The sequence below is a fragment of the Pseudomonas gozinkensis genome (genome assembly GCF_014863585.1).
Taxonomy (GTDB): Bacteria; Pseudomonadota; Gammaproteobacteria; order Pseudomonadales; family Pseudomonadaceae; genus Aquipseudomonas; species Aquipseudomonas gozinkensis.
In genome coordinates this window covers 3,987,715-4,010,272 of sequence record NZ_CP062253.1, presented here as the reverse complement: position 1 = coordinate 4,010,272, position 22,558 = coordinate 3,987,715, and the positions used below count along the sequence as shown (strand labels likewise).

At 62.0% G+C, this 22,558-nt stretch carries 21 protein-coding genes; 8 read left to right on the top strand and 13 right to left on the bottom strand.

Annotation, left to right across the window (positions count from 1 at the left end):
• Positions 1–921: a DHH family phosphoesterase gene (locus tag IHQ43_RS17675; protein ID WP_192565027.1), complete on the top strand. Its 921-nt coding sequence runs from the start codon at positions 1–3 to the stop codon at positions 919–921.
• 5 nt (positions 922–926) lie between these two features.
• Here IHQ43_RS17675 and IHQ43_RS17670 read toward each other — a convergent pair whose 3' ends face one another.
• The 9 genes from IHQ43_RS17670 to IHQ43_RS17630 all read right to left on the bottom strand — a co-directional run bounded on the left by IHQ43_RS17670 (position 927) and on the right by IHQ43_RS17630 (position 10,624).
• A complete protein-coding gene (locus tag IHQ43_RS17670; RefSeq protein WP_192561498.1) occupies positions 927–1,136 on the bottom strand; it encodes a hypothetical protein in 210 nt (69 codons plus the stop codon).
• Between the two features lie 150 nt (positions 1,137–1,286).
• Complete coding sequence (locus IHQ43_RS17665) at positions 1,287–2,675, bottom strand: amidohydrolase family protein (RefSeq protein WP_192561497.1); 1,389 nt, start codon at positions 2,673–2,675, stop codon at positions 1,287–1,289.
• A 12-nt stretch (positions 2,676–2,687) separates the two neighbouring features.
• Entirely contained in the window at positions 2,688–4,043 is a 1,356-nt protein-coding gene (locus tag IHQ43_RS17660) for a nucleobase:cation symporter-2 family protein (protein WP_192561496.1), read from the bottom strand.
• Between the two features lie 248 nt (positions 4,044–4,291).
• A complete protein-coding gene (locus tag IHQ43_RS17655) occupies positions 4,292–5,341 on the bottom strand; it encodes a CobW family GTP-binding protein (protein WP_192561495.1) in 1,050 nt (349 codons plus the stop codon).
• 50 nt (positions 5,342–5,391) lie between these two features.
• Positions 5,392–6,057, bottom strand: coding sequence for a UbiX family flavin prenyltransferase (locus tag IHQ43_RS17650; RefSeq protein ID WP_244142295.1), 666 nt, complete (start codon positions 6,055–6,057; stop codon positions 5,392–5,394).
• An 11-nt stretch (positions 6,058–6,068) separates the two neighbouring features.
• Positions 6,069–7,454: a UbiD family decarboxylase gene (locus tag IHQ43_RS17645; RefSeq protein ID WP_192561494.1), complete on the bottom strand. Its 1,386-nt coding sequence runs from the start codon at positions 7,452–7,454 to the stop codon at positions 6,069–6,071.
• Positions 7,455–7,625: 171 nt separating this feature from the next.
• On the bottom strand, positions 7,626–8,531 hold the full coding sequence (locus IHQ43_RS17640) for an amidohydrolase family protein (RefSeq protein WP_007952854.1): 906 nt from the start codon (positions 8,529–8,531) through the stop codon (positions 7,626–7,628).
• Between the two features lie 4 nt (positions 8,532–8,535).
• Complete coding sequence (locus tag IHQ43_RS17635; protein ID WP_007952852.1) at positions 8,536–9,465, bottom strand: amidohydrolase family protein; 930 nt, start codon at positions 9,463–9,465, stop codon at positions 8,536–8,538.
• Between the two features lie 268 nt (positions 9,466–9,733).
• Positions 9,734–10,624 (bottom strand): LysR substrate-binding domain-containing protein, encoded by an 891-nt coding sequence (locus tag IHQ43_RS17630; RefSeq protein WP_192561493.1) that lies wholly within the window; start codon positions 10,622–10,624, stop codon positions 9,734–9,736.
• Between the two features lie 118 nt (positions 10,625–10,742).
• Between IHQ43_RS17630 and IHQ43_RS17625 the strand changes: the two genes are divergently transcribed.
• From IHQ43_RS17625 to IHQ43_RS17605, 5 genes are all read left to right on the top strand, one after another.
• Positions 10,743–11,207 (top strand): (2Fe-2S)-binding protein, encoded by a 465-nt coding sequence (locus tag IHQ43_RS17625; RefSeq protein ID WP_102717626.1) that lies wholly within the window; start codon positions 10,743–10,745, stop codon positions 11,205–11,207.
• The gene (locus tag IHQ43_RS17620; protein WP_192561492.1) at positions 11,207–13,414 is read left to right on the top strand and encodes a xanthine dehydrogenase family protein molybdopterin-binding subunit; all 2,208 of its coding nucleotides are present in this window, start codon (positions 11,207–11,209) and stop codon (positions 13,412–13,414) included. The genes IHQ43_RS17625 and IHQ43_RS17620 overlap by 1 nt, the downstream gene beginning before the upstream one ends.
• Positions 13,415–13,420: 6 nt before the next feature.
• Positions 13,421–14,302, top strand: coding sequence for a LysR family transcriptional regulator (locus IHQ43_RS17615; RefSeq protein WP_192561491.1), 882 nt, complete (start codon positions 13,421–13,423; stop codon positions 14,300–14,302).
• 196 nt (positions 14,303–14,498) lie between these two features.
• Positions 14,499–15,989, top strand: a complete 1,491-nt coding sequence (locus IHQ43_RS17610; protein WP_192561490.1) for a helix-turn-helix transcriptional regulator — start codon at positions 14,499–14,501, stop codon at positions 15,987–15,989.
• 179 nt (positions 15,990–16,168) lie between these two features.
• Entirely contained in the window at positions 16,169–16,411 is a 243-nt protein-coding gene (locus tag IHQ43_RS17605; RefSeq protein WP_084776931.1) for a DUF1652 domain-containing protein, read from the top strand.
• A gap of 153 nt (positions 16,412–16,564) precedes the next feature.
• Here IHQ43_RS17605 and IHQ43_RS17600 read toward each other — a convergent pair whose 3' ends face one another.
• A complete protein-coding gene (locus IHQ43_RS17600; RefSeq protein WP_192561489.1) occupies positions 16,565–17,815 on the bottom strand; it encodes an IS256 family transposase in 1,251 nt (416 codons plus the stop codon).
• An 829-nt stretch (positions 17,816–18,644) separates the two neighbouring features.
• Here IHQ43_RS17600 and IHQ43_RS17595 point away from each other — a divergent pair.
• Positions 18,645–19,298 carry a trimeric intracellular cation channel family protein gene (locus IHQ43_RS17595; RefSeq protein ID WP_244142216.1) on the top strand — a complete coding sequence of 218 codons (654 nt, stop codon included), beginning with the start codon at positions 18,645–18,647 and terminating at the stop codon, positions 19,296–19,298.
• 113 nt (positions 19,299–19,411) lie between these two features.
• On the opposite strand, the gene IHQ43_RS17590 is transcribed toward IHQ43_RS17595, so the two are convergent.
• Both IHQ43_RS17590 and IHQ43_RS17585 read right to left on the bottom strand, forming a co-directional pair.
• Positions 19,412–20,179, bottom strand: coding sequence for an SDR family oxidoreductase (locus IHQ43_RS17590; RefSeq protein WP_085687598.1), 768 nt, complete (start codon positions 20,177–20,179; stop codon positions 19,412–19,414).
• Between the two features lie 38 nt (positions 20,180–20,217).
• Entirely contained in the window at positions 20,218–21,285 is a 1,068-nt protein-coding gene (locus tag IHQ43_RS17585; protein WP_192561488.1) for a phosphotransferase family protein, read from the bottom strand.
• A gap of 190 nt (positions 21,286–21,475) precedes the next feature.
• Here IHQ43_RS17585 and IHQ43_RS17580 point away from each other — a divergent pair, with 190 nt between their 5' ends.
• The gene (locus tag IHQ43_RS17580; RefSeq protein ID WP_192561487.1) at positions 21,476–21,871 is read left to right on the top strand and encodes a DUF4280 domain-containing protein; all 396 of its coding nucleotides are present in this window, start codon (positions 21,476–21,478) and stop codon (positions 21,869–21,871) included.
• Between the two features lie 143 nt (positions 21,872–22,014).
• Here IHQ43_RS17580 and IHQ43_RS17575 read toward each other — a convergent pair whose 3' ends face one another.
• Positions 22,015–22,557 carry a toxin-antitoxin system YwqK family antitoxin gene (locus IHQ43_RS17575; protein ID WP_192561486.1) on the bottom strand — a complete coding sequence of 181 codons (543 nt, stop codon included), beginning with the start codon at positions 22,555–22,557 and terminating at the stop codon, positions 22,015–22,017.
• Position 22,558 lies beyond the last annotated feature (1 nt).

Sequence of the window (22,558 nt, the reverse complement as noted above, 5' to 3'; positions counted from 1 at the left end):
ATCAAAGTCATCACCTCCGGCTCGGCGTATCTAGACATCGACGCCTACGCCTGCTGCATCGCCTACGCCGAACTGCTCAACCTGCAAGGCATGCCCGCCCGCGCCGTCAGCAGCGCACAACCCAATGCCAGTGTTTCGAAGACAGTGCTCGGCTGGGGCGCTGTTCTGGACGATTACCGCCCGACACCCAGCGACGAGTTTGTGCTGGTCGACGTCTCCGATTATCACCATTTCGACCCGATGGTCGCGCTCGATCGGGTGGTGGAAGTCATCGACCATCATCCAGGCTTCGAAAACCATTGGGCGCAGAAGCTCGGATCTGTCGCCGATATCCGCCCGATCGGCGCAGCGGCGACCCAGGTTTTCCAGCGCTGGAAAGCCGCAGGATTGCTGTCGAGGATCAGCGAGCAAAGCGCCGCGCTGCTGGCCACGGCGATTTTGGACAACACGCTGAATTTCACCGGGCAGATGACCACGACGGCGGACATTGACGCCTACGCCGAGCTCGCGCCCCACGGGCAACTCACGGCAGAGTGGCCCGAGCAATATTTTCTCGAATGTCAGGCAACCATCGAATCAGACATATCCGCTGCGTTGGCCGCCGATCTCAAACGCATGAAACCCGAAAGCCGGTTGCCCGCGGTTTTCGCGCAGATGACCGTGTGGGACGCAGATGCGTTGATCGAAAAGTATTGCAGCGAGATTTGCCGCTGGATGGACGGGCAGGGTGATGACTGGTTGCTGAACGTCATCAGTATCAGCCAACGCAAAAGTTGTTTGCTGGCCGAACCCGTGATCAGCCAGCAGAAATTGACTGGTTTGCTGCCGATGGGATGGCAGGCTGGATTGGCCGTTCTAAAACCCTCGATCTTGCGCAAGGAGCTACTTAACCTGGGGCTGAACGCAAACTCAGGCGGGTGAAGTGATTACCCGGGATTGTCGGTTTTACTCGACGCACTCTTACGCCGTTCAACACCTTTGGGATTGCCAACATCCAGCAATCGTCTTTCCACCAACACATTCTCGAGCGCCTGGCGTTCGGCCGGCGCCATCTCGTGCTCGCGCTTTTTCAGCTCCAGCAGGATGGGGCTGGACCAGGTGCGATAGGTCTGTTCGATGAGGCGGTTGGATGTCATCAGTCTCTCCTTGATCAAGAGCCCGGTGTCACTGGCAGGGGCTCAATCCGATGAGGTACTAACGTTAGTCGACAAAAGCGCAGGGCGCTAATGCTGCCGGTGGGAGCTGACGAGGCGAATCGTCGCACCGCCGCTCCCACCGAATTTTCATCAGTCATCGACCTTCATCATCGCCTGCACACCCTCCCAGGCCTCGGCCCGCATCCGCTCGATATCCAGCCCTGGAATCACGCCGTCATCGACGACAATCCGCCCACCCACCAGGCTGTATTTCACGGCAGTCGGCTCACCCGCGACGACCGGGGCGACGGCGCTGTCGTGGAAGCCGTAGAACCTTGGATGGTCGAGGCTGTAGATCACCAGATCCGCTGCCTGTCCGACTTCCAGCGTGCCGACTGCGCCGAGGCCGAGCACTTGTGCGCCGCCGGCCGTGCCCCAGTGGATGACGTCTTCGGCGGTGGTGGCTGAGGCGCCTTGTTCGGCACGATGGATCAGCCACGCGGTGTTGGCTTCGCCGACCATGCTCCCGGATTCGTTGGAGGCCACGCCGTCGACGCCGAGGGAGATCGGTACGCCGGCCTCGTACATTTGCGGGATCGGCGCGACGCCGCTGCCCAGCCGGGCGTTGCTGACGGGGCAGTGGGAGACGCCGGTGCCGGTCTGGGCGAGCATGCGTATTTCCCCCGGTTGCAGGTGCACGGCGTGGGCGAACCAGACGTCCGGGCCGAGCCATTCGTGTTCGGCGACGAACTCCACTGGCAGGCAGTTGTATTTGTCGCGGCAGAAATTCACGTAGTTCTCGGTTTCCGACAGGTGCGTGTGCAGGCGCAGTCCCATGCCTCGGGCGGTGTGCGCGAGTTCGCGCAACAGCGTTGGCGGCAGCGAGAAGGTCGGCGTGGTCGGCGCCACGACCACCCGGCGCAGGGCATCCGGGGTGTCCTGGTGGTAGCGCGATTTCAGCCGTTCGATATCGCCGACCATCTGCTCCAGGGATTCCGGTTGCAGCGCGGTTTTCGAGAAGCCCGGATGCGCGCTGGCCGACTCCAGTGCACCGCCACGGCAGAGCACGAAACGCAGGCCGAATTCCTCGGCGAGGTCGAACAGCAGGTCGCCGGTCTCGGTGCTGCCGTGGGCGTGGTAGAGGTAGTGGTGATCGGCGCAGGTGGTGACGCCGGACAGCAGCAACTCGACCATCCCCAGCCGTGCGGCGATCCGCGCCAGTTGTGGGGTAAAACGGTTCAGGCGCGGATAGGGCACGCTGGCCAGCCAGCCTTGCAGGTCCTGATTCAAGCCTTCGGGCACCGCTTTGAGCAGGTTCTGGAACAGGTGGTGGTGGGTGTTGATCCAGCCCGGATAGACCACCGAATTACGCGCGTCGATCACTCGCTCACCGGGTTGCGGTTCAAGGTTGGCGGCCATTTCCGCGATCCGGCCGTTGACCACGCGGATGTCCACGGCGCCGGCCCGGGCACGGGGGCCGCGCAGGCCGGTCATCACCGCCACGGGATTTTTGATCAGGATGTTTTGAAGTCGAGTCATGGGCAGCTCCAGTCAGAGGATGTGCGAGGCGGATTTGCCGGCTGTGGTTTCTGGCACGCTGACGCCATTGAGCGCCGCGTTGAGCAGCACCGACACCAGGCAGGCGATGACCACGCTGCTGTGCAGGAACGGCTGTGACCACTCGGGCAGTTGTTTGAACAGGGTCGGGGCGAGCACCGGCACCAGGGCGGCGGCGATGGTGAAACCGACGATCAGCACGTTGTAGCGATTGCGCTCGTAGTCGACCTTGGCCAGGGTCTGTATCCCGGCCGCCGCGACCACGCCGAACATGGCGATGCCGGCACCGCCCAGTGCGGCGGTCGGCATCGAGGCGATGATCGCCCCGGCTTTCGGCACCAGCGCAATCGAGCACATCAGCAGACCGCTGACCGCCACCACCCAGCGGCTGCGCACGCCGGTCAGGATCACCAGCCCGACGTTCTCCATGAAGGCAATGAACGGAAACGCGGCGAACATCCCGGCGATGGTGCTGGCCAAGCCATTGGCGCGCAGGCCGTTGATCACCTGCTTGTCTTCAACCGGTTTGTCGACGATGTCGCCGATGGCCACGAACAGCCCCATGGACTCGACCATCTGCACGATCATCACCACCACCATCGTGGCGATGGGGATCAGGCTGAAAGTCGGCAGACCGAAATAGAACGGGTAGGGCACGGTCAGCCACGGCGCGTCCTCGACGCTGTGAAAGTTGCCCATGCCCAGGCCGTAAGCCAGACCGGCGCCCACCAGCATCCCCACCAGCACCGCCATGTTGCGCAGCAACGGGCTGCCATAACGGTTGACCAGCAGGATGGTCAGCAACACCACCACGGCCACGGCGAGAAACGCCGGCGCGCCGAAATTGCTCGCGTTGCGCCCGCCGCCGACCCATTCATAGGCAATCGGGAACAGCTGCAAACCGATCACCGTGACAATGCAACCGGTCACCACGGGCGGGAAAAACCGCCGCAAGCGGCCTACGAACGGCGCGATCAACATGGTGAAAATCCCCGCACCGATCACCGCCCCGCAGACCCCGGCGAATCCCACCTCCGGGTTGCTGCCGATGGCGATCACCGGCCCGACGCTGCTGAACGCTACGCCCTGCAGAATCGGCAGACGCACGCCGAACTTCCAGAAACCGACGGTCTGCAACAGGGTGGCGATGCCGGAGCAGAACAGTGTGGTGCTGATCAGCACCACCGTGTCGGCGTGGGACATCTTCAAGGCACTGGCGACAATCAACGGCACGGCGATGGCGCCGATGTACGAGACGGCCATGTGCTGTAGGCCGAGGGTGAGCATCTGTCGCACCGGCAGGACGCGGTCGACAGGGTGGACGGTGGAGGAGGAACTGGCTGACGACATGGGGAATCACCTCTAGCTGTTGTTATTCGGTACAGAGGGGTATTCGTCTGATGCCGCTTTTGGAGCGCCTCGATCCTTGTGGGAGCTGGCTTGCCAGCGATGGCGGCTGATCAGTCACCATCTTTGTTTGCTGACAGACCGCAATCGCTGGCAAGCCAGCTCCCACAGGGTTTCGTGAGGTTTTCAAAAACTGTGCATCAGTCATTCATGTGCCCGGAACCGCCATCCACCGGCTCCGATGCCGGGTTTCAGCCGGCCAGGCAGGCGGCGAAGCCCTGGTTCAGCGCCGCCCGATCCAGGTCGCGGCCGATGAACACGATCTTGCTCGAACGCGGCTCGGAACCCCACGCGGTCGAGGCGCGGAACTCCACCAGGCTGTGCACGCCTTGCAGTACGTAGCGCTGGTCTTCGTTGGCCACCGCCAGCACGCCTTTCATGCGGTACAGGTTGTCGGCCTGAGCACTGCGCAACTCGCTGATCCAGCGGTGGAAGGCCATCAGGTCGACGGCGCCGTCCACGGCGATGCCCACGGACGACACGCTTGGGTCGTGCTCGTGGTCGGGCTTTTCAGCGTGATGGTCATGCTCGTGGTGATCGTGATCGTGCTGATCCGCGCCGATTTCCATCAGCTTCTGCGTGCATTCGAAGGCACCGATGCCGAGGATCTTCGAGAGGTCGATTTGCGCGTGGGTCGAGGTCACCAGATCCGCCGTGGCGTTCAATCCACGGATCTTGCCGCGCAGGGTTTCCACCTCTTCAGCGCTGACCAGATCGACCTTGTTGATGACGATGCGGTCGGCGCAGACGATCTGGTCCACCGCCTGATTGTCGACGCCGTCCAGTTGCAGGTCTTCCAGGTGCTGGGCGATGTGCTTGGCATCGACCATGGTCACGATGGCGTCGAGTTCGACTTCCTCGGCGATCGGGTCGTTGATGAAGAAACTCTGGGCCACCGGGTACGGGTCGGCCAGACCGCTGGTCTCGATCAGAATGTGGTCGAGCCGCACCGGGCGCGCCACCAGTTCGCGGACGATGCGCACCAGATCCTCGCGAACCTCGGCGGTGCAGCAGACGCAGCCGTTGACCATTTCGTAGATTTCTTCGGTCTCGGAACTGAGCACCAGATCGCCGTCGATGCCGACCTCGCCGAACTCGTTTTCGATCACCGCGATCTTGCGGCCATGGTTCTCCTTGAGGATGTAATTGAGCAGGGTGGTTTTGCCGGCACCGAGGAACCCGGTGAGGATGGTGACCGGGATTTTGGTGTTCGGGGTCGGGGCGTTGAAGGGGGTGTTCATGTGAGGCTCCTTGGTGATTACCGGTGCACGATGAATTGAGTGATGACGCTTTACTGTGGGAGCGAGCTTGCTCGCGATAGCGGTGTGTCATTCAGCAGTGATGGTGACTGGCTTACCGCTTTCGTCGGATCGCCGCCCGGACCAAGCTCGCTCCCACAGGTTTTTGTGTGTTCTCGCCATCGTCGGGCGACGCCGGCATCGAGGCCGAACAGGTCGAGGACGCGGCCGAGGCTGTGGTCGACCATTTGCGCCAGGCTGTCGGGGCGGGCGTAGAAGGCCGGGACCGGCGGGGCGATGATGCCGCCCATCTCGGTGACGGCGGTCATGTTGCGCAGGTGGGCGAGGGTCAGCGGTGTTTCGCGGGCCATCAGCACCAGGGTGCGGCGTTCCTTGAGGGTGACGTCGGCGGCGCGGCCGATCAGCCCCGACGACGTGCCGGTGGCGATCTCCGCCAGGGTGCGCATCGAGCACGGCGCAACCACCATGCCCAGGCAGCGGAACGAACCGCTGGCGATCCCGGCGGCCACGTCATCGGCGCGGTGGTAATGGCTGGCGAGGGCGGTGACGTCCGCCAGTTTGTAGTCGGTTTCGTGGGCCATGGTCAGCAGCGCGGCGCGGCTGATGATCAGGTGGCTTTCGATGTTCAGCTCGACCAGCAACTCCAGCAGGCGCGCGCCGTAGATAAAGCCGGACGCGCCACTGATGCCGACCACCATCCGCTGACGGTTCACGATGGCAGACCTTCAAGCAGTTGCCGGGCACGTTCGAGTACGTCCTGATCGAGCTGCGCCTTGATCCCGTCAAACCCCGAGCCGCGCGTGGCATCCAGACCCATGCGCGAAGTAGTGCCATTGACCGAGGACGAAGGGTCCAGCGGACTGCCGGGCAAACCGTCGATGGTGAAGATGTCGAGGTGCGGCTGGAAATGCGTGGCCAGTGCCCACAGCACTTGGCTGTCGTCGGTGAGGTCGATATCGCTGTCCACCGCGATCACGGTTTTCAGGTACGGATCCCAGCCGAGCAGGGCCAGCATGATCTGCCGGGCCTCGCCGTCGCGGCTCTGGTCCAGCGCCACGTAGCAATGAAAATGCGTGCCGGAGTTCGGGTAATGCACGGCGGTGACGGCGGGGAAGCGCGCCTTGAGCTTCTCGCTCATTTCCGCTTCGCGGGGCAGTCGCGCCAGGGTCAGGTGCTCGGCGTAGCGCCCGCCCATCACGTCCACCAGCCACGCGTCCTTGCGCCGCAACAGGGTGTCGACGCGCAGCACGTTGTTGGTCGAGCGATCCGAGGAATAACCGCTGAATTCGCCGAACGGGCCTTCTTCGGCATAGGCCGTCGGGTCTATCGCGCCTTCGAGCACAAACTCGGCGTGAGCCGGAACACCGATGCCGTAGCGCGGGGTCTTCACAAGCTCCAGCGGCGCACCGAACAGCCCGCCGGCCACTGCGCGTTCATCGCTGCCGTAGGGCAAACGTGCAGCGGCGGCGAGCATGAACAGCGGGTGCGCGCCGACCACCATGGCCACGCGCAATTCTTCGCCGCGTTCACGGGCGGTCTGCAACATCCGCCACAGGTGCCCGCGCGAGTGCAGGCTGGTGGCCAGGGCCTGACGGGCGTGACGCATCGAGCGGTGATAGCTCATGTTGGCGATGCCGGTCTGCGGGTCCTCGGCGATGATGATCGCGTTGGTGATGTAGGGGCCACGATCACTGTCGAAATGCTTGAGCATCGGCAGCAGCGCCAGGTCCAGCGCTTCGCCCTCGAACACTTCGTCGAGTATCGGGCCGGTTTCGACGTAGCGTGGCGCGATCGGCTGGTTGGCGCGGGTCTGGAAGGTTTCGTGCAACTGCGCGGCACTGACGCCGAACAGCCGGGCGATACGTCGGCGGGAGGCGAACAGATTGGTCGCCACCGGCACGCCGAGGTTGCCGACGTTTTCGCAGATCAGCAGCGGATCGCGGCCCTGAGTGGCGAGGGCATCGACCAGGGCGGTGACGTCCTGATCGGCGGAAAGAGGGTGGGTGATGGTCAGCACATCGTCCGGGTACTGGCGGCGATAGGCGTCGATGAATACGTGAAAGTCCTGAGAGTCGCCGAGCGTCGAACGGGTCATGGTTTCACCTCGTAAAAAGCAGGCACGCAGGGGTGAGGCTGGCGTTCGATCGACAAGCCGTTGGCCTGCCGGTCGAGCGAACGCCGGGTCATCTTCGCGCCTGTAAAGTCGCTGTTTACTGTTGTGACACTGATCCCTGTGGGAGCAAGCTCGCTCCCACAGGTTTTGTGTCTATAGGTAGGTCGTGGTCAGACGAATGTCCGCCTCGGCCAGATCCTTCGGCGGCGGGGTCGGTTCGATCCCGCACAACCGGGCGATGTTGTTGCCCAGGTAATCCTCAAGGTGATCCTCGTCGATCCCCAGGCCCTGCGGCGCCGGCGAGCACAACACTTCCAGCTCGCGCAGCCACATGCCCGGTTCGTTCGGCGGTGAGTCGGTACCGAACACGATCTTGTTGCGCGGCAGCTCCTTGGCGAACTCGACGATCCGCGACTGGAAGCACCAGCCGGATTCGCAGTACACGTTCGGCGTGTCCATCGCCATCCAGAACGCCTCGAACGAGTAGTTGCCCCCGGTCTGGATGCCGAAGTGGCCGATGATGAAATTGACCATCGGGAACTCGCGGATGATCGGGTAGAACATCGTCGGAATGGTGTACGGGCCGTCGCCGGTATGGATCAGCACCACGATGTTGTATTTGGCGCAGACCTTCATCGCCGGACGCAGCCAGTCAAGTGCGCGATCCGGGCGATAGCCGTGCATGTTGGCGTGCAGCTTGAGCATCTTGAAGCCGTATTCCTTGATGTGGAATTCCAGCTCTGCCGCACCGTTTTCCGGTCCCCAGCGCGGATTGAAGTTGAAGTTGCCGATGAAACGGTCCGGGTACTTCACGCACAGTTCGGCGACGTAGGACATGTAGTCGCGCACGCCCTCGCGGCCACGGCGGTTGCCGTCGCGATAACCGGTGTTGCCCGGTGGCGGCTGGATGAAACCCATGTCGATCCGGCGCGGCTTGCCGTTGATCATGTACGGGCCGTCCATCAGTTTGAGCATGCGCTCGCCGGTGAACGGTTCGCCGGTGTGGCGCCAGGCCTCGTCGACCAGGTTGGTGGGGTGCAGATGGGTGTCGATGATCATCGGTTCAGCTCCTGGCCAGTTGGGTGGTGACGGGGCGCTTGAGTTGCGCCTCTGCTTCGGAAACGGAACGCGGCGGCGGGGACGGCTCGAGGCCGATCATCCGTGCGGTGTTGTTGCCCAGGTAGTCTTCGAGGGTGTCCTCGTCGAGGTTCAGGCCCTGTGGCGGCTCGTGGCACAGCACTTCGAGCAGGCGCAGCCACATGCCCGGTTCGTTCGGCGGGGTGTCGGTGCCGAACAGGATCTTGTGGGTCGGCAGGACTTTGGCGAATTCGACGATCCGCGATTGCAGGCACCAGCCGGACTCGCAATAGACGTTGGGCAACTCCATCGCCCACTGCATCGGTTCGAACACATAGACGCCGCCGGTCTGCACGCCGAAGTGGGCCATGATGAAATCGACGTTGGGGAATTCCTTGATCATCGGCACCCATTCCGACGGGATGCTGTAAGGCCCGTCGCCGGTGTGCAGCTTGACCGGAATGCCCAGCTCGGCGCATTTCTCGAAGGCCGGACGGACCCAGTCCAGCGCACGGTCAGGCCGGTAGGCGTGCATGTTGGCCTGCATCTGCACCATCTTGAAACCGTGCTCTTTCACGTAGCGTTCGATTGCCTCGACGCCGTTTTCCACGCCGCAGCGCGGGTTGTAGACGAAGCAACCGATGAAACGGTCCGGGTAGGTCTGGACCATTTTCAGGGTGTAGGCCATGTAGGCGTCGATGGATTCGCGGCCCGACAGTTCGCCGTCGGTCCAGGTGTAAATGGTGTTGCCCTGCGGCGGCTGGATGAAGGCTTTGTCGATGCGGCGAGGCTTGCCGTTGACCATGTACGGGCCATCCATCATCTCCAGCAGACGCTCGCCGGTGAACGGGTCACCGTCATGCCTCCAGGCGAGGTCCACGAGATCCGTGGGATAGCAGCTGATATCGATGATCATTGAAGTCGATCTCCTGATAGCGGGGAAGGGAGCCTTGCGGCTCACAGCATCCACGTCCCGGGCAATCGGCCGTTTCTATGCGCAGCACTCGCGCATTCCCTCGCCTGTTCGCATCCGGCCCGGGTGGGTGGTTGCTTGAGGCGAGTATTGGAAGGCGGGGGAGGGTTCGTACAATATTAATTGGGTGGGGTGGTGATACTTGTTCGATATGGTTTTGGTTTTTTGGGGTGGATGTGCAGGCCTCATCGCTGGCAAGCCAGCGATGGCGTCAGGATGGTGTTCGCAGGGCCAACTGCTTGATCACTTCAACAACAGGCGCCACCCGCTCGGCCTGCCCATGCGGCCACACCGCATACAGGTTGTAATGCGCCGCAATCTGCACCTCGTTCAACGCCACCAGCCGCCCGCTGCGCAACGCATCGGCGGCCAACAATCCACGCACCAGTCCCGCACCGACACCCGCTTCGGCAGCCGCAATCAGATTCGCCGCGTTATCAAAAACGACGCGAGCAGCAGGCTCCACCGCCGGCATGCCCGCGGCATCCAGCCACGGAATCCACGACCGTCGCGTATACCCCAACAGTGGCAACTCAAGAATCTGCGCCGGGCTCAGCGGCACTTGCAATCCGTGCCGCTCCAGCAGCGCCGGAGACGCCACCGCCAACACCCGATCCCCACAGATCTGCGTCATCTCGCAATCGTCCCAATCGCCATAGCCGTAGCGCAGCGACAGGTCCACCCGTTCGAACGTGCTGCGATCACTGCGCGGCATCGACAGCAGCGTCACTTCGTAATCCGGCAAGCCATCGAGCAACTGCGGCAGACGCGGATTGAGCCAGCTCTGCGCCAGTTCGCTGTCCACATCCAGGGTCAGTCGCTGGGCCACGCTGCGGTTTTTCACCGAAGACAACGCGCGATCAATCTGCGCCAGACCATCCGACAACACGCTGGCAAACAACTGCCCGGCGTCGGTCAGGTTGCTGCCGCCGCCTTCGCGCACGAACAGAGGCTGGCCGATGAAGTCTTCCAGGGCGCGGATCTGCTGGCTGATTGCGCTGTGGGTCAGGTCGAGCTTGCGTGCGGCACTGGAAAAACTGCCGCTGCGCGCCGCATGGATGAACGCGCTCATGGACTGCACCGACGGGTATCGCTTGTACATGTTGTTAGTCCTGCTTACACCGGTTGGCAGAAATCGTCGCTGGCCGCGCGTTGCCGGGGGTTCCAATAATCGGTCACCAGGCCCGCACAAAGACGGGCCGCTCTTCTGGAGCCTGACAATGATTGCATTCACGGTAAACGGCGAACGACGCGAGCTGGATGAGGCGTCCCCCTCCATGCCCTTGTTATGGGTGTTGCGTGATCAGTTGAAACTCACCGGCACCAAGTTCGGCTGCGGCATGGGCCTGTGCGGTGCCTGCACCGTGCACCTGAACGGCGTTGCGGTACGTTCCTGCCAGTTGCCGCTGGCCGCCGTCGCGGGCCACAGCATCACCACCATCGAGGGCCTGTCGCCCAGCGAAAACCATCCGCTGCAACTGGCCTGGGTCGCCGAAGATGTGCCGCAATGCGGCTACTGTCAATCCGGGCAGATCATGTCCGCCGCCGCGCTGCTCAACACCGGCGCACCGGTCAACGACGACTCGATCCGCAACGCCATGTCCGGGAATATCTGCCGCTGCGGCACTTATGGGCGCATCAACAAGGCGATCAAACGTGCGGCGAATACGCCGAAGGAGGCGTGATGAGCCTCATCGACGGCACTCTTCATGAACCCTCGCGCCGGGTGTTTCTCAAACAGGCGGTGACGGTGGCGTCCGGTCTGGCGATTGCGCTGTATCTGCCTTCCGGGGCGGCGGCGACTGAAGCGAAAACCTCGGCCACTGAATTTGAACCCAACGCCTGGGTGCGCGTGCTGCCGGACGGCACGGTGAAACTGGTGGTGCACAAACACGATTCCGGCACCGGCACCCAGACCGCGCTGGCCGCGTGCGTGGCCGAGGAACTGGACGTGAACCCGATGACCGTGCAGGTCATCACTCCGGAAGATCCGTTCTTTGAAACCTACATTCATCCGGTCTGGAAAGTGTTCTCCACCGGCGGCAGCACCAGTGTGTCGCTGGAATACGATCGCTTGCGCATGGCCGGCGCCACGGCTCGGGTGCTGCTCATCAGTGCGGCGGCGCAGCAGTGGAAAGTCAGTCCCGACAGCTGCTCCACCGAAGAAGGCCGGGTCGTGCATGCTTCGAGCAAACGCAGCCTCGGCTACGGCGAACTGGCCGGCGCGGCGGCGCATCTGCCGGCGCCGGCCAACGTCACGCTGAAGGATCCTGCGCAGTTCAAATACATCGGCAAACTGCGCCACAAACGCGATGCGGCGGCCAAGGTTTGCGGGCGCTTCAAGTACAGCATCGACGTGCAGTTGCCGGGGATGCTGGTGGCGGTAATCCAGCGTGCGCCGGTAGTGGGCGCGAAGGTTGTCGCCGTGGATTCGGCGGCCGCCTTGCAGGTGCCAGGCGTGCGCAAGGTGATCGCGATTCCGGGGCGACCGGACGTGCTCGGCGGCAACCTCGAAGGCGTCGCGGTGCTGGCCGAAACCTTCTGGGCCGCGCAGCAGGGACGCAAGCTGCTGGAGATCAAATGGAGCGACTCCCCGCTGGCTGGCTTCGACAGTGCCGAGCTGGTCAAGGCACAGATCGCAGCGATCAGCGACCCGGCAACGCAAACCGTCAAAGCCATGGCCCAGGGTGATGTCGCCAGACAATGGCCGGGCGCAGCGAAGCTGCTCGAAGCCGATTACACCATGCCTTACAAGGTGCAAAATCCGCTGGAACCGATCTGCATCACGGCGCAGGTCAAGGACAAGGCGATCACCTATTGGGGCGGCGTGCAGGTGCCGTCGTCGGCACTGGAAGCGGCGCAGACCGTGTGCGGCATCGGCAAGGACAAGGTCACTATCCATGAATTGGTTTCCGGCGGCAGCTTCGGTGCACGGGAAGCCAAATACTGGCTGTTCGAAGTGGCGTATCTGGCGCAGAAGACCGGTGTGCCGGTGAAGCTGCTCAACAGCCGCGAAGACGAAATGCACGCGCTGTTCAATCACCCGGCCACGCTTCATCGGGCAAAAGGCGCACTGGATGCCCAGGGCAAACTCACGGCGTTGCAACTGCATGCGGTGTCACCGGCCTCGCCGGAACAATGGGAGCCGGGTTATTTCGAGCGCCCGGATCACATGGATTACAGCACCACCGAAGCGATCACCGCTTGGGACTTCGCCTACCGTCCGCCGCACCTGGAACTGAACTGGGTCAAGCACGAAAGCAACGTGCCCAGCGGTTGGTATCGCTCGGTCAGTTTCATTCCCAACGTGTTCGCCGTGGAAAGCTTCATGGATGAACTGGCCCATGCGGCCGGTGAAGATTCGCTGACGTTCCGGCTGGCCAATATGCAGGAGCGGCCACGGCATGTGGCGGTGTTGAAGCAGGCCGCCGAGCGCGCCGGTTGGGGCCAGAAACTGCCGCCGGACACGGCGCTGGGAATCGCCACCAATCAGGGCTACACCAGTTTCATCGCCGTGGTGGCGCGGGTCGCAAAAGTCGATGGCAAGGCGCGGGTCGAGAAGCTGACCTGTGTGGTCGATTGCGGTCTGGCGGTGTCGCCCGGCGGGGTCGAAGAACAGATTTACGGCGGTTTGATGTGGGGCCTCGGCCATGCGCTGTTCGACCGTCTCGACATCCAGCAGGGCAGGGTGGTGCAGAGCAATTTTCACGACTATCGCGTCACGCGGATGTCGGACATGCCGCCGGTGGACATCCTCGTGCTCGATGGCCTGCCGGACAAACCGGGCGGCGTCGGGGAGCTGGGCAGTCCGTCGGTGGTCCCGGCGATTGCCAATGCGCTGTTCAGCCTGACCGGGGTGCGTCAGCGTTCCACGCCATTGAACCTGGGGTAAGCCGCCATGGACCTGCGTTTGCTGCGGTACTTCATGGCGCTGGCCGATGAGCTGCACTTTGGCCGCGCCGCCGAACGGTTGCACATCTGCCAGCCGCCGCTGAGCCAGCAGATCCGCTTGCTGGAGGAAGAACTCGGTACGCCGCTGTTCGAGCGCAGCCATCACCGGGTCGAGCTGACAGCGGCGGGGCAGATGCTCAAGGAACAGGCGCCGCTGGTGTTCGAACAACTCGAACGGGCGCTGGACCTGACCCGCCAGACCGGGCGCGGGCAGCTCGGCGAGCTGGAAATCGGCATGATCAGCTCGGTGATGGTCGGCGTGCTGCCCAAGGCCCTGCACCTGTTTCGCGAGCGCTACCCGCAGGTCACCTGGCGTCTGCATGAGATGACCCCGGCGGCGCAGGTCAAGGCGTTGAAGGAGAAACGCATCGACGCCTGCGTGTTCCGCGTCGGTTATGACGACCCGCAATTGCGCAATGAATTGCTGATCCATGAGCCGATCCATGTGGTGATGCCAGAGGATCACCCGCTCGCCCGACGCGAAGTGCTGGCGCCGGCTGATCTGGCGCAGGAACCGTTCGTGGCTTTGGAATTGAAGCAGTCGCGGTTCGCCAATTTTCTCTATCAGTGCTGCATTCAGGCCGGGTTCACCCCGCAGATCCGCCAGCAGGTGATCGAGGTGCAGACCTTGCTCAGTCTGGTTCGCGCCGGGTTCGGTGTGGCGCTGTTGCCGGCCTCCATCGAGCAACTGGCCCCTGCCGGGCTGGTGTTCCGACGCCTGACCCCGGCGTTGCCGCAAGTGCCGCTGTACGCGACATATCGGGCGGACGATGCCTCGCCGGTGCTCAAGCTCTTTCTGGATACGCTGCGGGAACTGGTAGATATCTGAAACCAGCACTCAATCCCTGTGGGAGCTGGCTTGCCAGCGATTGCGGACTTCCATTCAACTGAAGTGCTGAATGACCCACCGCTATCCCTGGCAAGCCAGCTCCCACAAATGGTTGGGGTATGGTTGCATGAGCGATCGGCACGATCATGGATGCCTGCGGTCGTAAACTTCACATGCGCGAACTTGTGGAGAACCAATGAGCCGGGACGTCCTGACCACCGAAACCAATCGCCGTCAGTTGCAGCAGATTATTGCCGGCCTGTCCGACGGGGTGATTCTGCTGGAACTCGACCAGACGATTCTCTGGGCCAACGAAGCCGCGCTGGCGATGCATGGCGTCAGCCGGATCGGCGAACTGGGCAACAACGCCGGGGAATACGTCGAGCGCTTCAACCTGCGCTATCGCAACAATCACACGCTGACACCGGAGCAGTATCCGATCAGTCGCGTGGCCGCCGGCGAGACCTTCAGCGACGTGCTTGTCGAAGTCACCCCGAACAGCGACGAGGAACGCACCTGGGTGCACAGCGTGCGCAGCATGGTGTTGACCGATCGGGACGGCGACATCGAGTCGCTGGTGCTGATCATGAGTGACGTCACCGACTGGGCCAACGCCGAACAGCGCTTCGAAAAAACCTTCAATGCCAACCCGGCGCCGGCGGTGATCTGCCGTCTCAGCGACCTGCGTTACATCAAGGTCAATCCGGGGTTTCTGGAAATGACCGGCTACAGCCGCGATCAGGTGATCGGCGCCTCGACCTATGAGCTGGATATTCTCGAACAGGCCGAGCGCAAGGATCTGGCGATCCAGCGCCTGCGCGATGTTGCGACCATTCCGCAGATGCAGGCTGAATTGCGTCTGCCGGACGGTGGCAGCAAGCAGGTAATCGTCGCTGGTCAGCCGCTGGTCCTTAACGACGAAGACTGCATGCTGTTTTCATTTGTCGACATGGAGCCCCGGCACAAGGCCGAGGTCGCCCTGCGCCAGAGCGAGGAGCGCTTTGCCAAGGCTTTTCGCCTGACCCCGGTGCCTATCCTGATTTGCAGCGCCGACGAGCAGCGGCTGATCGACGTCAATCAGGCGTTTCTCGATACCCTGGCGTACGAGAGCGACGACGTACTCGGCAAGACCGTCGCGCAACTGGACTTCATCGATGAACCGGCGGAACGCGCCCGGTTGCTGGCGGCGTTGGAGAAGACCGGTCGGGTTGATCGCGTCGACATGCGGATCCGCAGGAAAGACGCCGAGCTGCTGGAGTGCGCGGTGTCTGCAGACACCGTCAACATCCAGGACACGGTGTGCTATCTGCTGGTGCTGATGGACATCACCGAGCGCAAGCGCACCGAGCTTGAGCTGGTGGCGGCGATTGAAGAGGTAATGAAGGATGCGTCGTGGTTCAGCCGGACGCTGATCGAAAAGCTGGCCAATGTGAAGAAGGTCAACTCGCCGCAGCTGCCGAGTGTGTCGTTCACTGATCTCACCGCACGCGAGCGTGATGTGCTGGCGCTGATCTGTGAAGGGCTGGCGGACAAGGAGATTGCTGCGCGGTTGAAGCTGGCGCCGAACACGGTGCGCAATCATGTGGCGACGGTGTATTCGAAGCTGGATGTGCACAGTCGCAGCGAGGCGATAGTCTGGGCTCGGGAGCGTGGGTTGTTTTCGGGGGGCGGCCGGGGGCAGCGGTAAGGTGCAAATGCACTAGTTCATGGGGTGCAAATTCGGGTGTTTGATCGGGCGGGGTGTTCTTAGTCTGGTGAGGTGCGGTGCATTTTTTTTGTGATCGTGTCTCTTTGGAACCTGCTAATGGATCAGCCCTTTATGAATGTGTTGTTTGTCGTTGAGTCTCGTTGTGCGGAGCTGGCGCGATGATTTATCTGGCGCAGTTGCGGGCTCGGCTTGAGCGTAGTTTTTCGCCGTTGGCTTGTGAGTGTGTGGTGGATGGGGATCATTCGCTTACGGTGAAGTTGTATGAGCCGGTTTCGGGGCGGGTGGATCTGGTGATCAGTGGGTTGAGCCTTGGTGCCTTGCGTACTCCGGAAGCGGTGGATGCTTTGATTGGTGAGTTGCGGTATGAGCTTGAGAGTAATTCTTTGCGGTCGCCCAGTTGAACTTGGCGGCCTTTGGGCCGACCAGGTTCTTGTTCGGTTTGGGTGAATATCCGGTTCTTCGGGGGCAGCTGCTGGCGGTTTCGCCCTTACGGGGGACTGTCAGATATTTTGTGTGCGGGCCGGTAACGGCCTGCCGTCAGGCAGGCCGTGCTTTTACCAGGTTGGCCTGATAAATCGATCTCCGTACAGAATCGCAAATTGATTCATCGCGCTTTTCCAGTCATGGGCCGCTGAGCCCCAGTTGGCGGTGATATTGCGCAGTCCAAGCCAGATCAGTTTTGTCGCCGCATCGTCGGTCGGGAAGTGGCCGCGCGTCTTGATGATTTTGCGCAATTGAGCGTTGATGCTCTCGATGGCGTTGGTCGTGTAGATCACTTTTCGGATCGCCGGCGGGAACACGAAAAATGGGATCACACGATCCCAAGCGCGGCGCCAGGCAGCCACTACCGTCGGATACTGCTTGCCCCACGGTCCGTTTTCAAAGGCGTCCAGCGCCTGCTCGGCCGCTTCGGCGGTCACCGCCTGATAGATCGGCTTAAGCGCCTTGGCCAGTTCGCGACGCTTGTCCCAAGCCGCGTAATCAAGGCTGTTGCGGATCAGATGAACAATGCATGTTTGCAGTGTCGTGTCTGGAAACACGGCGTTGAGCGCTTCTGGCATGCCTTTGAGGCCATCGGTCACAGCAATCAACACATCTTCGACGCCGCGTGTCTTGAGGTCGTTGAAAACCTTCATCCAGAACTTGGCGCCCTCGGTATTTTCTATCCAGATGCCGAGAATATCGCGTGTTCCGTCAGGCAAAACACCCAGGGCCAAGTAGATCGCCTTGTTGCGAACCAGCCCCTCTTCACGGATTTTGACCCGCAAAGCATCGAAGAAAATAACCGGATACATCGGCTCCAAAGGCCGTTGTTGCCATGCACCGATCTCTGCCATGACCTCGTCGGTTACAGAGCTGATGAAGTCAGGAGAAACATCGGTACCGTACTGCTCGGAAAGAAACGCCCGGATCTCTCTGACCGTCATTCCACGGGCATACATGGCGATGATCTTGTCATCGAACCCGGTGTAGCGGCGCTCGTGTTTGGGAATCAGGATCGGGGAAAAACTGCCGTCCCGGTCGCGTGGAATATCCAGCCGTAGCGGGCCGTCACCGGTTAGAACCGTCTTGCCGCTCTTGCCATTGCGCTGGTTGGTTTCATCCTCTGGGCGCTGCGCGCCCGGCGGATAGCCCAAGTGGTGACCAAGCTCTGCACTCAGCGCTCGCTCGATCAAAGCCTTCTTGAACGCTGCTGACGCGTCCTCGATGGCTTCAGCGGTCATCGGTCCATCGGTGAATTGCTCGAGCAGCTCTTTCGGGATTTTCGGCAGCTCTCGCAACGCGGGTTTCTTTTTGGTTGGCATACATGCACCTCTGTTATGCCCGAACACAAAATTTCTGACACCCCCCCTTACGGCGAGTCACCTTTTCCAAACGCCGAAAAGGTAACCGAAAAGGCTTTACCCTGACGTTCGGCACCTCGCTTTGGCTCGGTGTCCCTTCGCTCCGGGATTGATCCGGGGGGCATCGCCTACGGTTTGCTTCGCTGCACCTCCTCTCGATGCATGCGGCTGCGCCGCACGGTCGCTGCGCTCCCACCCCCGGATCAATCCCTCCACTCAGCCTGCCGACGGGCCCTGCGATCAAAAGCGGTACTCGAGCTAACGCTCATCGTTTTGAGTGGTGAGGAGCGAGGGGCGTAAGGCCGATTTGTGTGCTCTTTGATCGTTCCCACGCTCCGCGTGGGAATGCAGCCCGGGACGCTCTGCGTCCCAATCTGACATTCACCTGTAGGTGATGGCTTGTCGGCGGTGGCGATGGATCAGTCGACTCATCCCGAAAATCGACAGCAAATCCTGCCGGTTCGAGCCATTTCACTGGCACTCACCCCCCACTGGTCTATAAGGAATGAGTGGTTCGGTTTCCATAACCGGGCGTTGTCCTGCTCGGCGACGGGAGTTTTCTTCCATTCATCGCGGGTCATCCTATGAACAATCCTGGGAAACGCGTGTGTTTTTCGTTGTTGTCGGCTTTCGGTCTGGTGCTGCTCAGTGGTTGTGCCAGTCCTCCACCCCCTCCGCCGGCCGCGCCACCTCCGCCACCTGAGCGCACTTGTCAGGTCATGGAAAATACCGAGGTCGCCGGTGATGCGTATGCCGACGGGCAAGTGACTCGACACATCACCAAGACCCGTTGCGTCACTCAATAACCCGGGCGCCGTTGAAGGCGCGGGTCGAGTGGATTGTGCTGGTGGCCGATCTGGTCGGCACCGCGGTGTTTGCGGTTGAAGGCGCGATTGCGGCGATGCGCAGTCAGCTCGATCTGCTCGGGGTGATGGTGATTGCGTTCATCGTTGCGCTCGGTGGCGGGGTGACCCGTGATCTGTTGATCGGTGCGACGCCGCCCAAGGCTGTGGCGGACTGGCGCTATCCGGCGCTGGCGTTTGCCATGGGCGGGGTGGCGTTCGTTTTTCATGAACTGGTGTTGGGCTGGTCCGGTTCGACCTTGATCGTGCTGGATGCGGCGGGTTTGGCGTTGTTTGCCGTGGCCGGGGCGCAGAAGGCGTTGAATTTCGGGATCTCGCCGTTTGTGTCCATGCTGATGGGCACGATTACCGGGGTCGGTGGCGGGGTGCTGCGTGACATTGTGCTGGCGCGGGTGCCGGTGGTGTTGCAGGCGGATCTGTATGCCAGTTCGGCGTTTGTCCGCGCTGCGGTGTTGATCGTCGGACGCCGGCTGGGTGTGCCGCCGGTGGCGGCTGCGTTGCTGGCGGGGGCGGCGTGTCTGTTGTTGCGGTTGTTGTCGGTGCATTTTGGCTGGCAGTTGCCGAAAGTCCTCGATGCCTGATTGAAACACTGACCCTGTGGGAGCGAGCTTGCTCGCGATAGCGGTGGTTCAGTCAAAGCAGATGTTGACTGTACTGAAGCTATCGCGAGCAGGCTCGCTCCTACAGGACTGGATCAGGACAGGAAACCGCCGTCCACGTTCAGCGAAACGCCGGTGGTGTAGCTCGACGCATCGCTCGCCAGGTACAGCACGGCGCCGGCCATTTCGCTCGGGTCGGCTACTCGCTTGAGCGGGATCTGCGTCAGGGCCTGTTTCAGGATCGCGTCGTTCTTCACCAGCGCCGAGGCGAATTTGGTGTCGGTCAGGCCCGGCAGCAGGGCGTTGCAGCGGATGCCGAACTGCGCGCATTCCTTGGCGAAGACCTTGGTCATGTTGATCACGGCAGCCTTGGTCACCGAGTAGATGCCCTGGAAGATCCCCGGCGAAATGCCGTTGATCGACGCCACGTTGATGATGCTGCCGCCGCCGTTTTCGCGCATCAGCTTGCCGGCTTCCACCGACATGAAGAAGTAGCCGCGGATGTTCACGTCGACGGTTTTCTGGAAGGCGCCGAGGTCGGTGTCCAGCACGTTGCAGAATTGCGGGTTGGTCGCGGCGTTGTTGACCAGGATGTCCAGGCGCCCGAACTGTTCCTTGATGCCGGCGAAGACCTGGCTGATCTGTTCCATTTCGCCGATGTGGCAGGCGACCGCTGTGGCCTTGCCGCCGGCGGCGATGATGGCGTCGGCCACGTGCTGGCAGCCTTCGAGTTTGCGGCTCGAAACGATCACATGGGCACCTTGCTGGGCCAGCAGTTTGGCGATGGCTTCACCGATGCCGCGGCTGGCGCCGGAGACGAAAGCGATCTTGCCGTCGAGGTCGAACAACTGAGTCTTGGACATGGGATTCCCTTGTAGTAAGCCTTGTTATAACGCCGTCATCAGAGGCTGGATTTGGCAATGACCTGCAGGCTCATCTGCTCCAGCAGTTTGTTCATGTGAATGAACTGCGCGAAGCGTTTGTCCTGGGTCTGGCCATGGAAGAAGCGGTAGTAGATCTGCTGCACGATGCCGGCCAGGCGGAACAGGCCGTAGGTGTAGTAGAAGTCGAAGTTGTCGATCTGGATGCCCGAACGCTCGGCGTAGTAGTCGACGAATTCGCGGCGGGTCAGCATGCCCGGCGCGTGGCTCGGCTGGCGGCGCATCAGTTGTACCGGTGTCGGGTCGTCGGCCTGGATCCAGTAGGCGAGGGTGTTGCCCAGGTCCATCAGCGGATCGCCGAGGGTGGTCAGTTCCCAGTCGAGGACGCCGATGATCTGCATCGGGTTGTTCGGGTCGAGGATGACGTTGTCGAAGCGGTAGTCGTTGTGCACGATGCTGGAGGTCGGGTGATCGGCCGGCATCTTGTCGTTGAGCCAGGCTTTGACCTGTTCCCAGTGCGGTGCGTCCGGGGTCAGGGCTTTTTCGTAGCGCTCGCTCCAGCCTTTGATCTGGCGGGCGACGTAACCTTCAGGCTTGCCCAGATCGCCGAGGCCGCAGGCGTTGTAATCGACCCGGTGCAGCTCGACGAAACGATCGATGAAGCTCTTGCACAGGGCTTCGGTCTTCGCTGAATCCAGGCCCAGTTCCGGCGGCAGGTCAGAGCGCAGGATGATTCCTTTGACCCGTTCCATCACGTAGAACTCGGCGCCGATCACTGAGTCGTCGGTGCAGTGCACGTAGGCTTTCGGGCAATACGGGAAACCGTCGCGCAACTGGTTGAGGATGCGGAATTCGCGGCCCATGTCGTGGGCGGACTTGGCCTTGTGGCCGAACGGCGGACGGCGCAGGACGAATTCCTGGTCCGGGTATTCCAGCAGGTAGGTCAGGTTCGACGCGCCGCCGGGAAACTGGCTGATCTGCGGCGTGCCGGTCAGGCCCGGAATGTGCGCCTTGAGGTACGGATCGATCAGGCTGGCATCGAGTTCTTCGCCAGAGCGGATACGGGTGGACTGGTCAGTAAGCGCCATGCTTATCCCTTCTGCTTATTTTGGAGGCCAGACATCATTGGCTAATCTAATGGCGCGCTCGGGACGTCACAAGCGCGGTTCGGTCTTATAGGTTAGCGTGTTGGACGATAATCACCTTTGGGAATGTGCGCGGCAGGCCGCTGGCGACTAAGGTTTAGCGCGTATGCCTTGTTCACGAAGGAGCTTTGAAATGGGCTGCCCGCAAGTCTGTGCCAGCGCCACCCTGCAATGCAGTTTTGGCGCCGCGCCGGCGGTGCTCAACGTGCTGCCGGCCAACCGCACGCTGACCGGCGGGATGCCGGCGGCGAACATCATGGATCACATTCCGCTGGTCAACGTCACCACGTTCGGCATGTGCATGAGCATGGCCAACCCGATGGTCGCGGCTGCCACGGCTGCGGCGTTGGGCGTCTTGACGCCGATGCCATGCATTCCGGCGACCGCCACGCCGTGGATCCCCGGCGGCGCGCCGACCTTGCTGCTGGGCGGGATGCCGGCGATCGATGCCAACAGCACGTTGATGTGCAACTGGGCGGGGGTGATCAAGATCGTGATGCCGGGGCAGATGCAGATGTTGATTCCCTGATTCTTGCATTGAGTGTGCTGGCCCCATCGCGGGCAAGCCCGCTCCCACAGGGTCTGCGTTGTGAATGCAATTGTGTAAATAACACCGACCACAGTGGGAGCGGGCTTGCCCGCGATAGGGCCAGTCAATACAACCTTAAAGTTTCAGGCCTGCTGCGGATCCGTCCATTTGCGAAACCACCAGCGCACCCGGGAAATCGGCTTGCCATCGGCATCCAGCGGCCGGCCGTCCTCGGCGAACCCTTGCTCCGGTTCCATCAACTGCCCATTCAGATAACGTGCATCCACCGCCGGTTTGCCATTGGGATGAAAGCGCTGATAACGCCCCTCACGCACGCCATCGCGATAGAACTCCGCCTCCGCCACTTGCCCGTCGGGAAAGTAGTTGAACGCCTCGCCATGCAGCAATCCGCGCCGGTACGTGGCCTTGCGCTGCAACCAGCCCTCGGGCGCGTAGAAACTGGCGATGCCTTGCAGCTTGTCGCGCACAAACGGCATCTGCGCCGAGACCTTGCCGTTGGGGTGATAGAGCAGAGAAGTGCCCTGCAATTCGCCCTGGCTGTAATTCAGGTCCGCCTGTTTGCGCCCGTCATCCTTGATGTTCAACGGGCCGTCGAGCTGGCCGTCCTGCAATCGCCCCTTGAGGTGTTTGTCATCCTGCTGCAGATCCAGCGGTGTGATCGCCATG

What these genes read in the sequence shown, in the direction of transcription:
- IHQ43_RS17575 (WP_192561486.1), bottom strand. Translation starts at nt 22,557, where the DNA reads ATGGCGATCACACCGCTGGATCTGCAGCAGGATGACAAACACCTCAAG.
- IHQ43_RS17605 (WP_084776931.1), top strand. Translation starts at nt 16,169, where the DNA reads ATGATTTATCTGGCGCAGTTGCGGGCTCGGCTTGAGCGTAGTTTTTCG.
- IHQ43_RS17655 (WP_192561495.1), bottom strand. Translation starts at nt 5,341, where the DNA reads ATGAACACCCCCTTCAACGCCCCGACCCCGAACACCAAAATCCCGGTC.
- IHQ43_RS17665 (WP_192561497.1), bottom strand. Translation starts at nt 2,675, where the DNA reads ATGACTCGACTTCAAAACATCCTGATCAAAAATCCCGTGGCGGTGATG.
- IHQ43_RS17640 (WP_007952854.1), bottom strand. Translation starts at nt 8,531, where the DNA reads ATGATCATCGACACCCATCTGCACCCCACCAACCTGGTCGACGAGGCC.
- IHQ43_RS17590 (WP_085687598.1), bottom strand. Translation starts at nt 20,179, where the DNA reads ATGTCCAAGACTCAGTTGTTCGACCTCGACGGCAAGATCGCTTTCGTC.
- IHQ43_RS17620 (WP_192561492.1), top strand. Translation starts at nt 11,207, where the DNA reads ATGAGCCTCATCGACGGCACTCTTCATGAACCCTCGCGCCGGGTGTTT.
- IHQ43_RS17660 (WP_192561496.1), bottom strand. Translation starts at nt 4,043, where the DNA reads ATGTCGTCAGCCAGTTCCTCCTCCACCGTCCACCCTGTCGACCGCGTC.
- IHQ43_RS17630 (WP_192561493.1), bottom strand. Translation starts at nt 10,624, where the DNA reads ATGTACAAGCGATACCCGTCGGTGCAGTCCATGAGCGCGTTCATCCAT.
- IHQ43_RS17585 (WP_192561488.1), bottom strand. Translation starts at nt 21,285, where the DNA reads ATGGCGCTTACTGACCAGTCCACCCGTATCCGCTCTGGCGAAGAACTC.
- IHQ43_RS17615 (WP_192561491.1), top strand. Translation starts at nt 13,421, where the DNA reads ATGGACCTGCGTTTGCTGCGGTACTTCATGGCGCTGGCCGATGAGCTG.
- IHQ43_RS17610 (WP_192561490.1), top strand. Translation starts at nt 14,499, where the DNA reads ATGAGCCGGGACGTCCTGACCACCGAAACCAATCGCCGTCAGTTGCAG.
- IHQ43_RS17670 (WP_192561498.1), bottom strand. Translation starts at nt 1,136, where the DNA reads ATGACATCCAACCGCCTCATCGAACAGACCTATCGCACCTGGTCCAGC.
- IHQ43_RS17580 (WP_192561487.1), top strand. Translation starts at nt 21,476, where the DNA reads ATGGGCTGCCCGCAAGTCTGTGCCAGCGCCACCCTGCAATGCAGTTTT.
- IHQ43_RS17600 (WP_192561489.1), bottom strand. Translation starts at nt 17,815, where the DNA reads ATGCCAACCAAAAAGAAACCCGCGTTGCGAGAGCTGCCGAAAATCCCG.
- IHQ43_RS17650 (WP_244142295.1), bottom strand. Translation starts at nt 6,057, where the DNA reads ATGGTGGTCGGCATCAGTGGCGCGTCCGGCTTTATCTACGGCGCGCGC.
- IHQ43_RS17625 (WP_102717626.1), top strand. Translation starts at nt 10,743, where the DNA reads ATGATTGCATTCACGGTAAACGGCGAACGACGCGAGCTGGATGAGGCG.
- IHQ43_RS17645 (WP_192561494.1), bottom strand. Translation starts at nt 7,454, where the DNA reads ATGACCCGTTCGACGCTCGGCGACTCTCAGGACTTTCACGTATTCATC.
- IHQ43_RS17635 (WP_007952852.1), bottom strand. Translation starts at nt 9,465, where the DNA reads ATGATCATCGATATCAGCTGCTATCCCACGGATCTCGTGGACCTCGCC.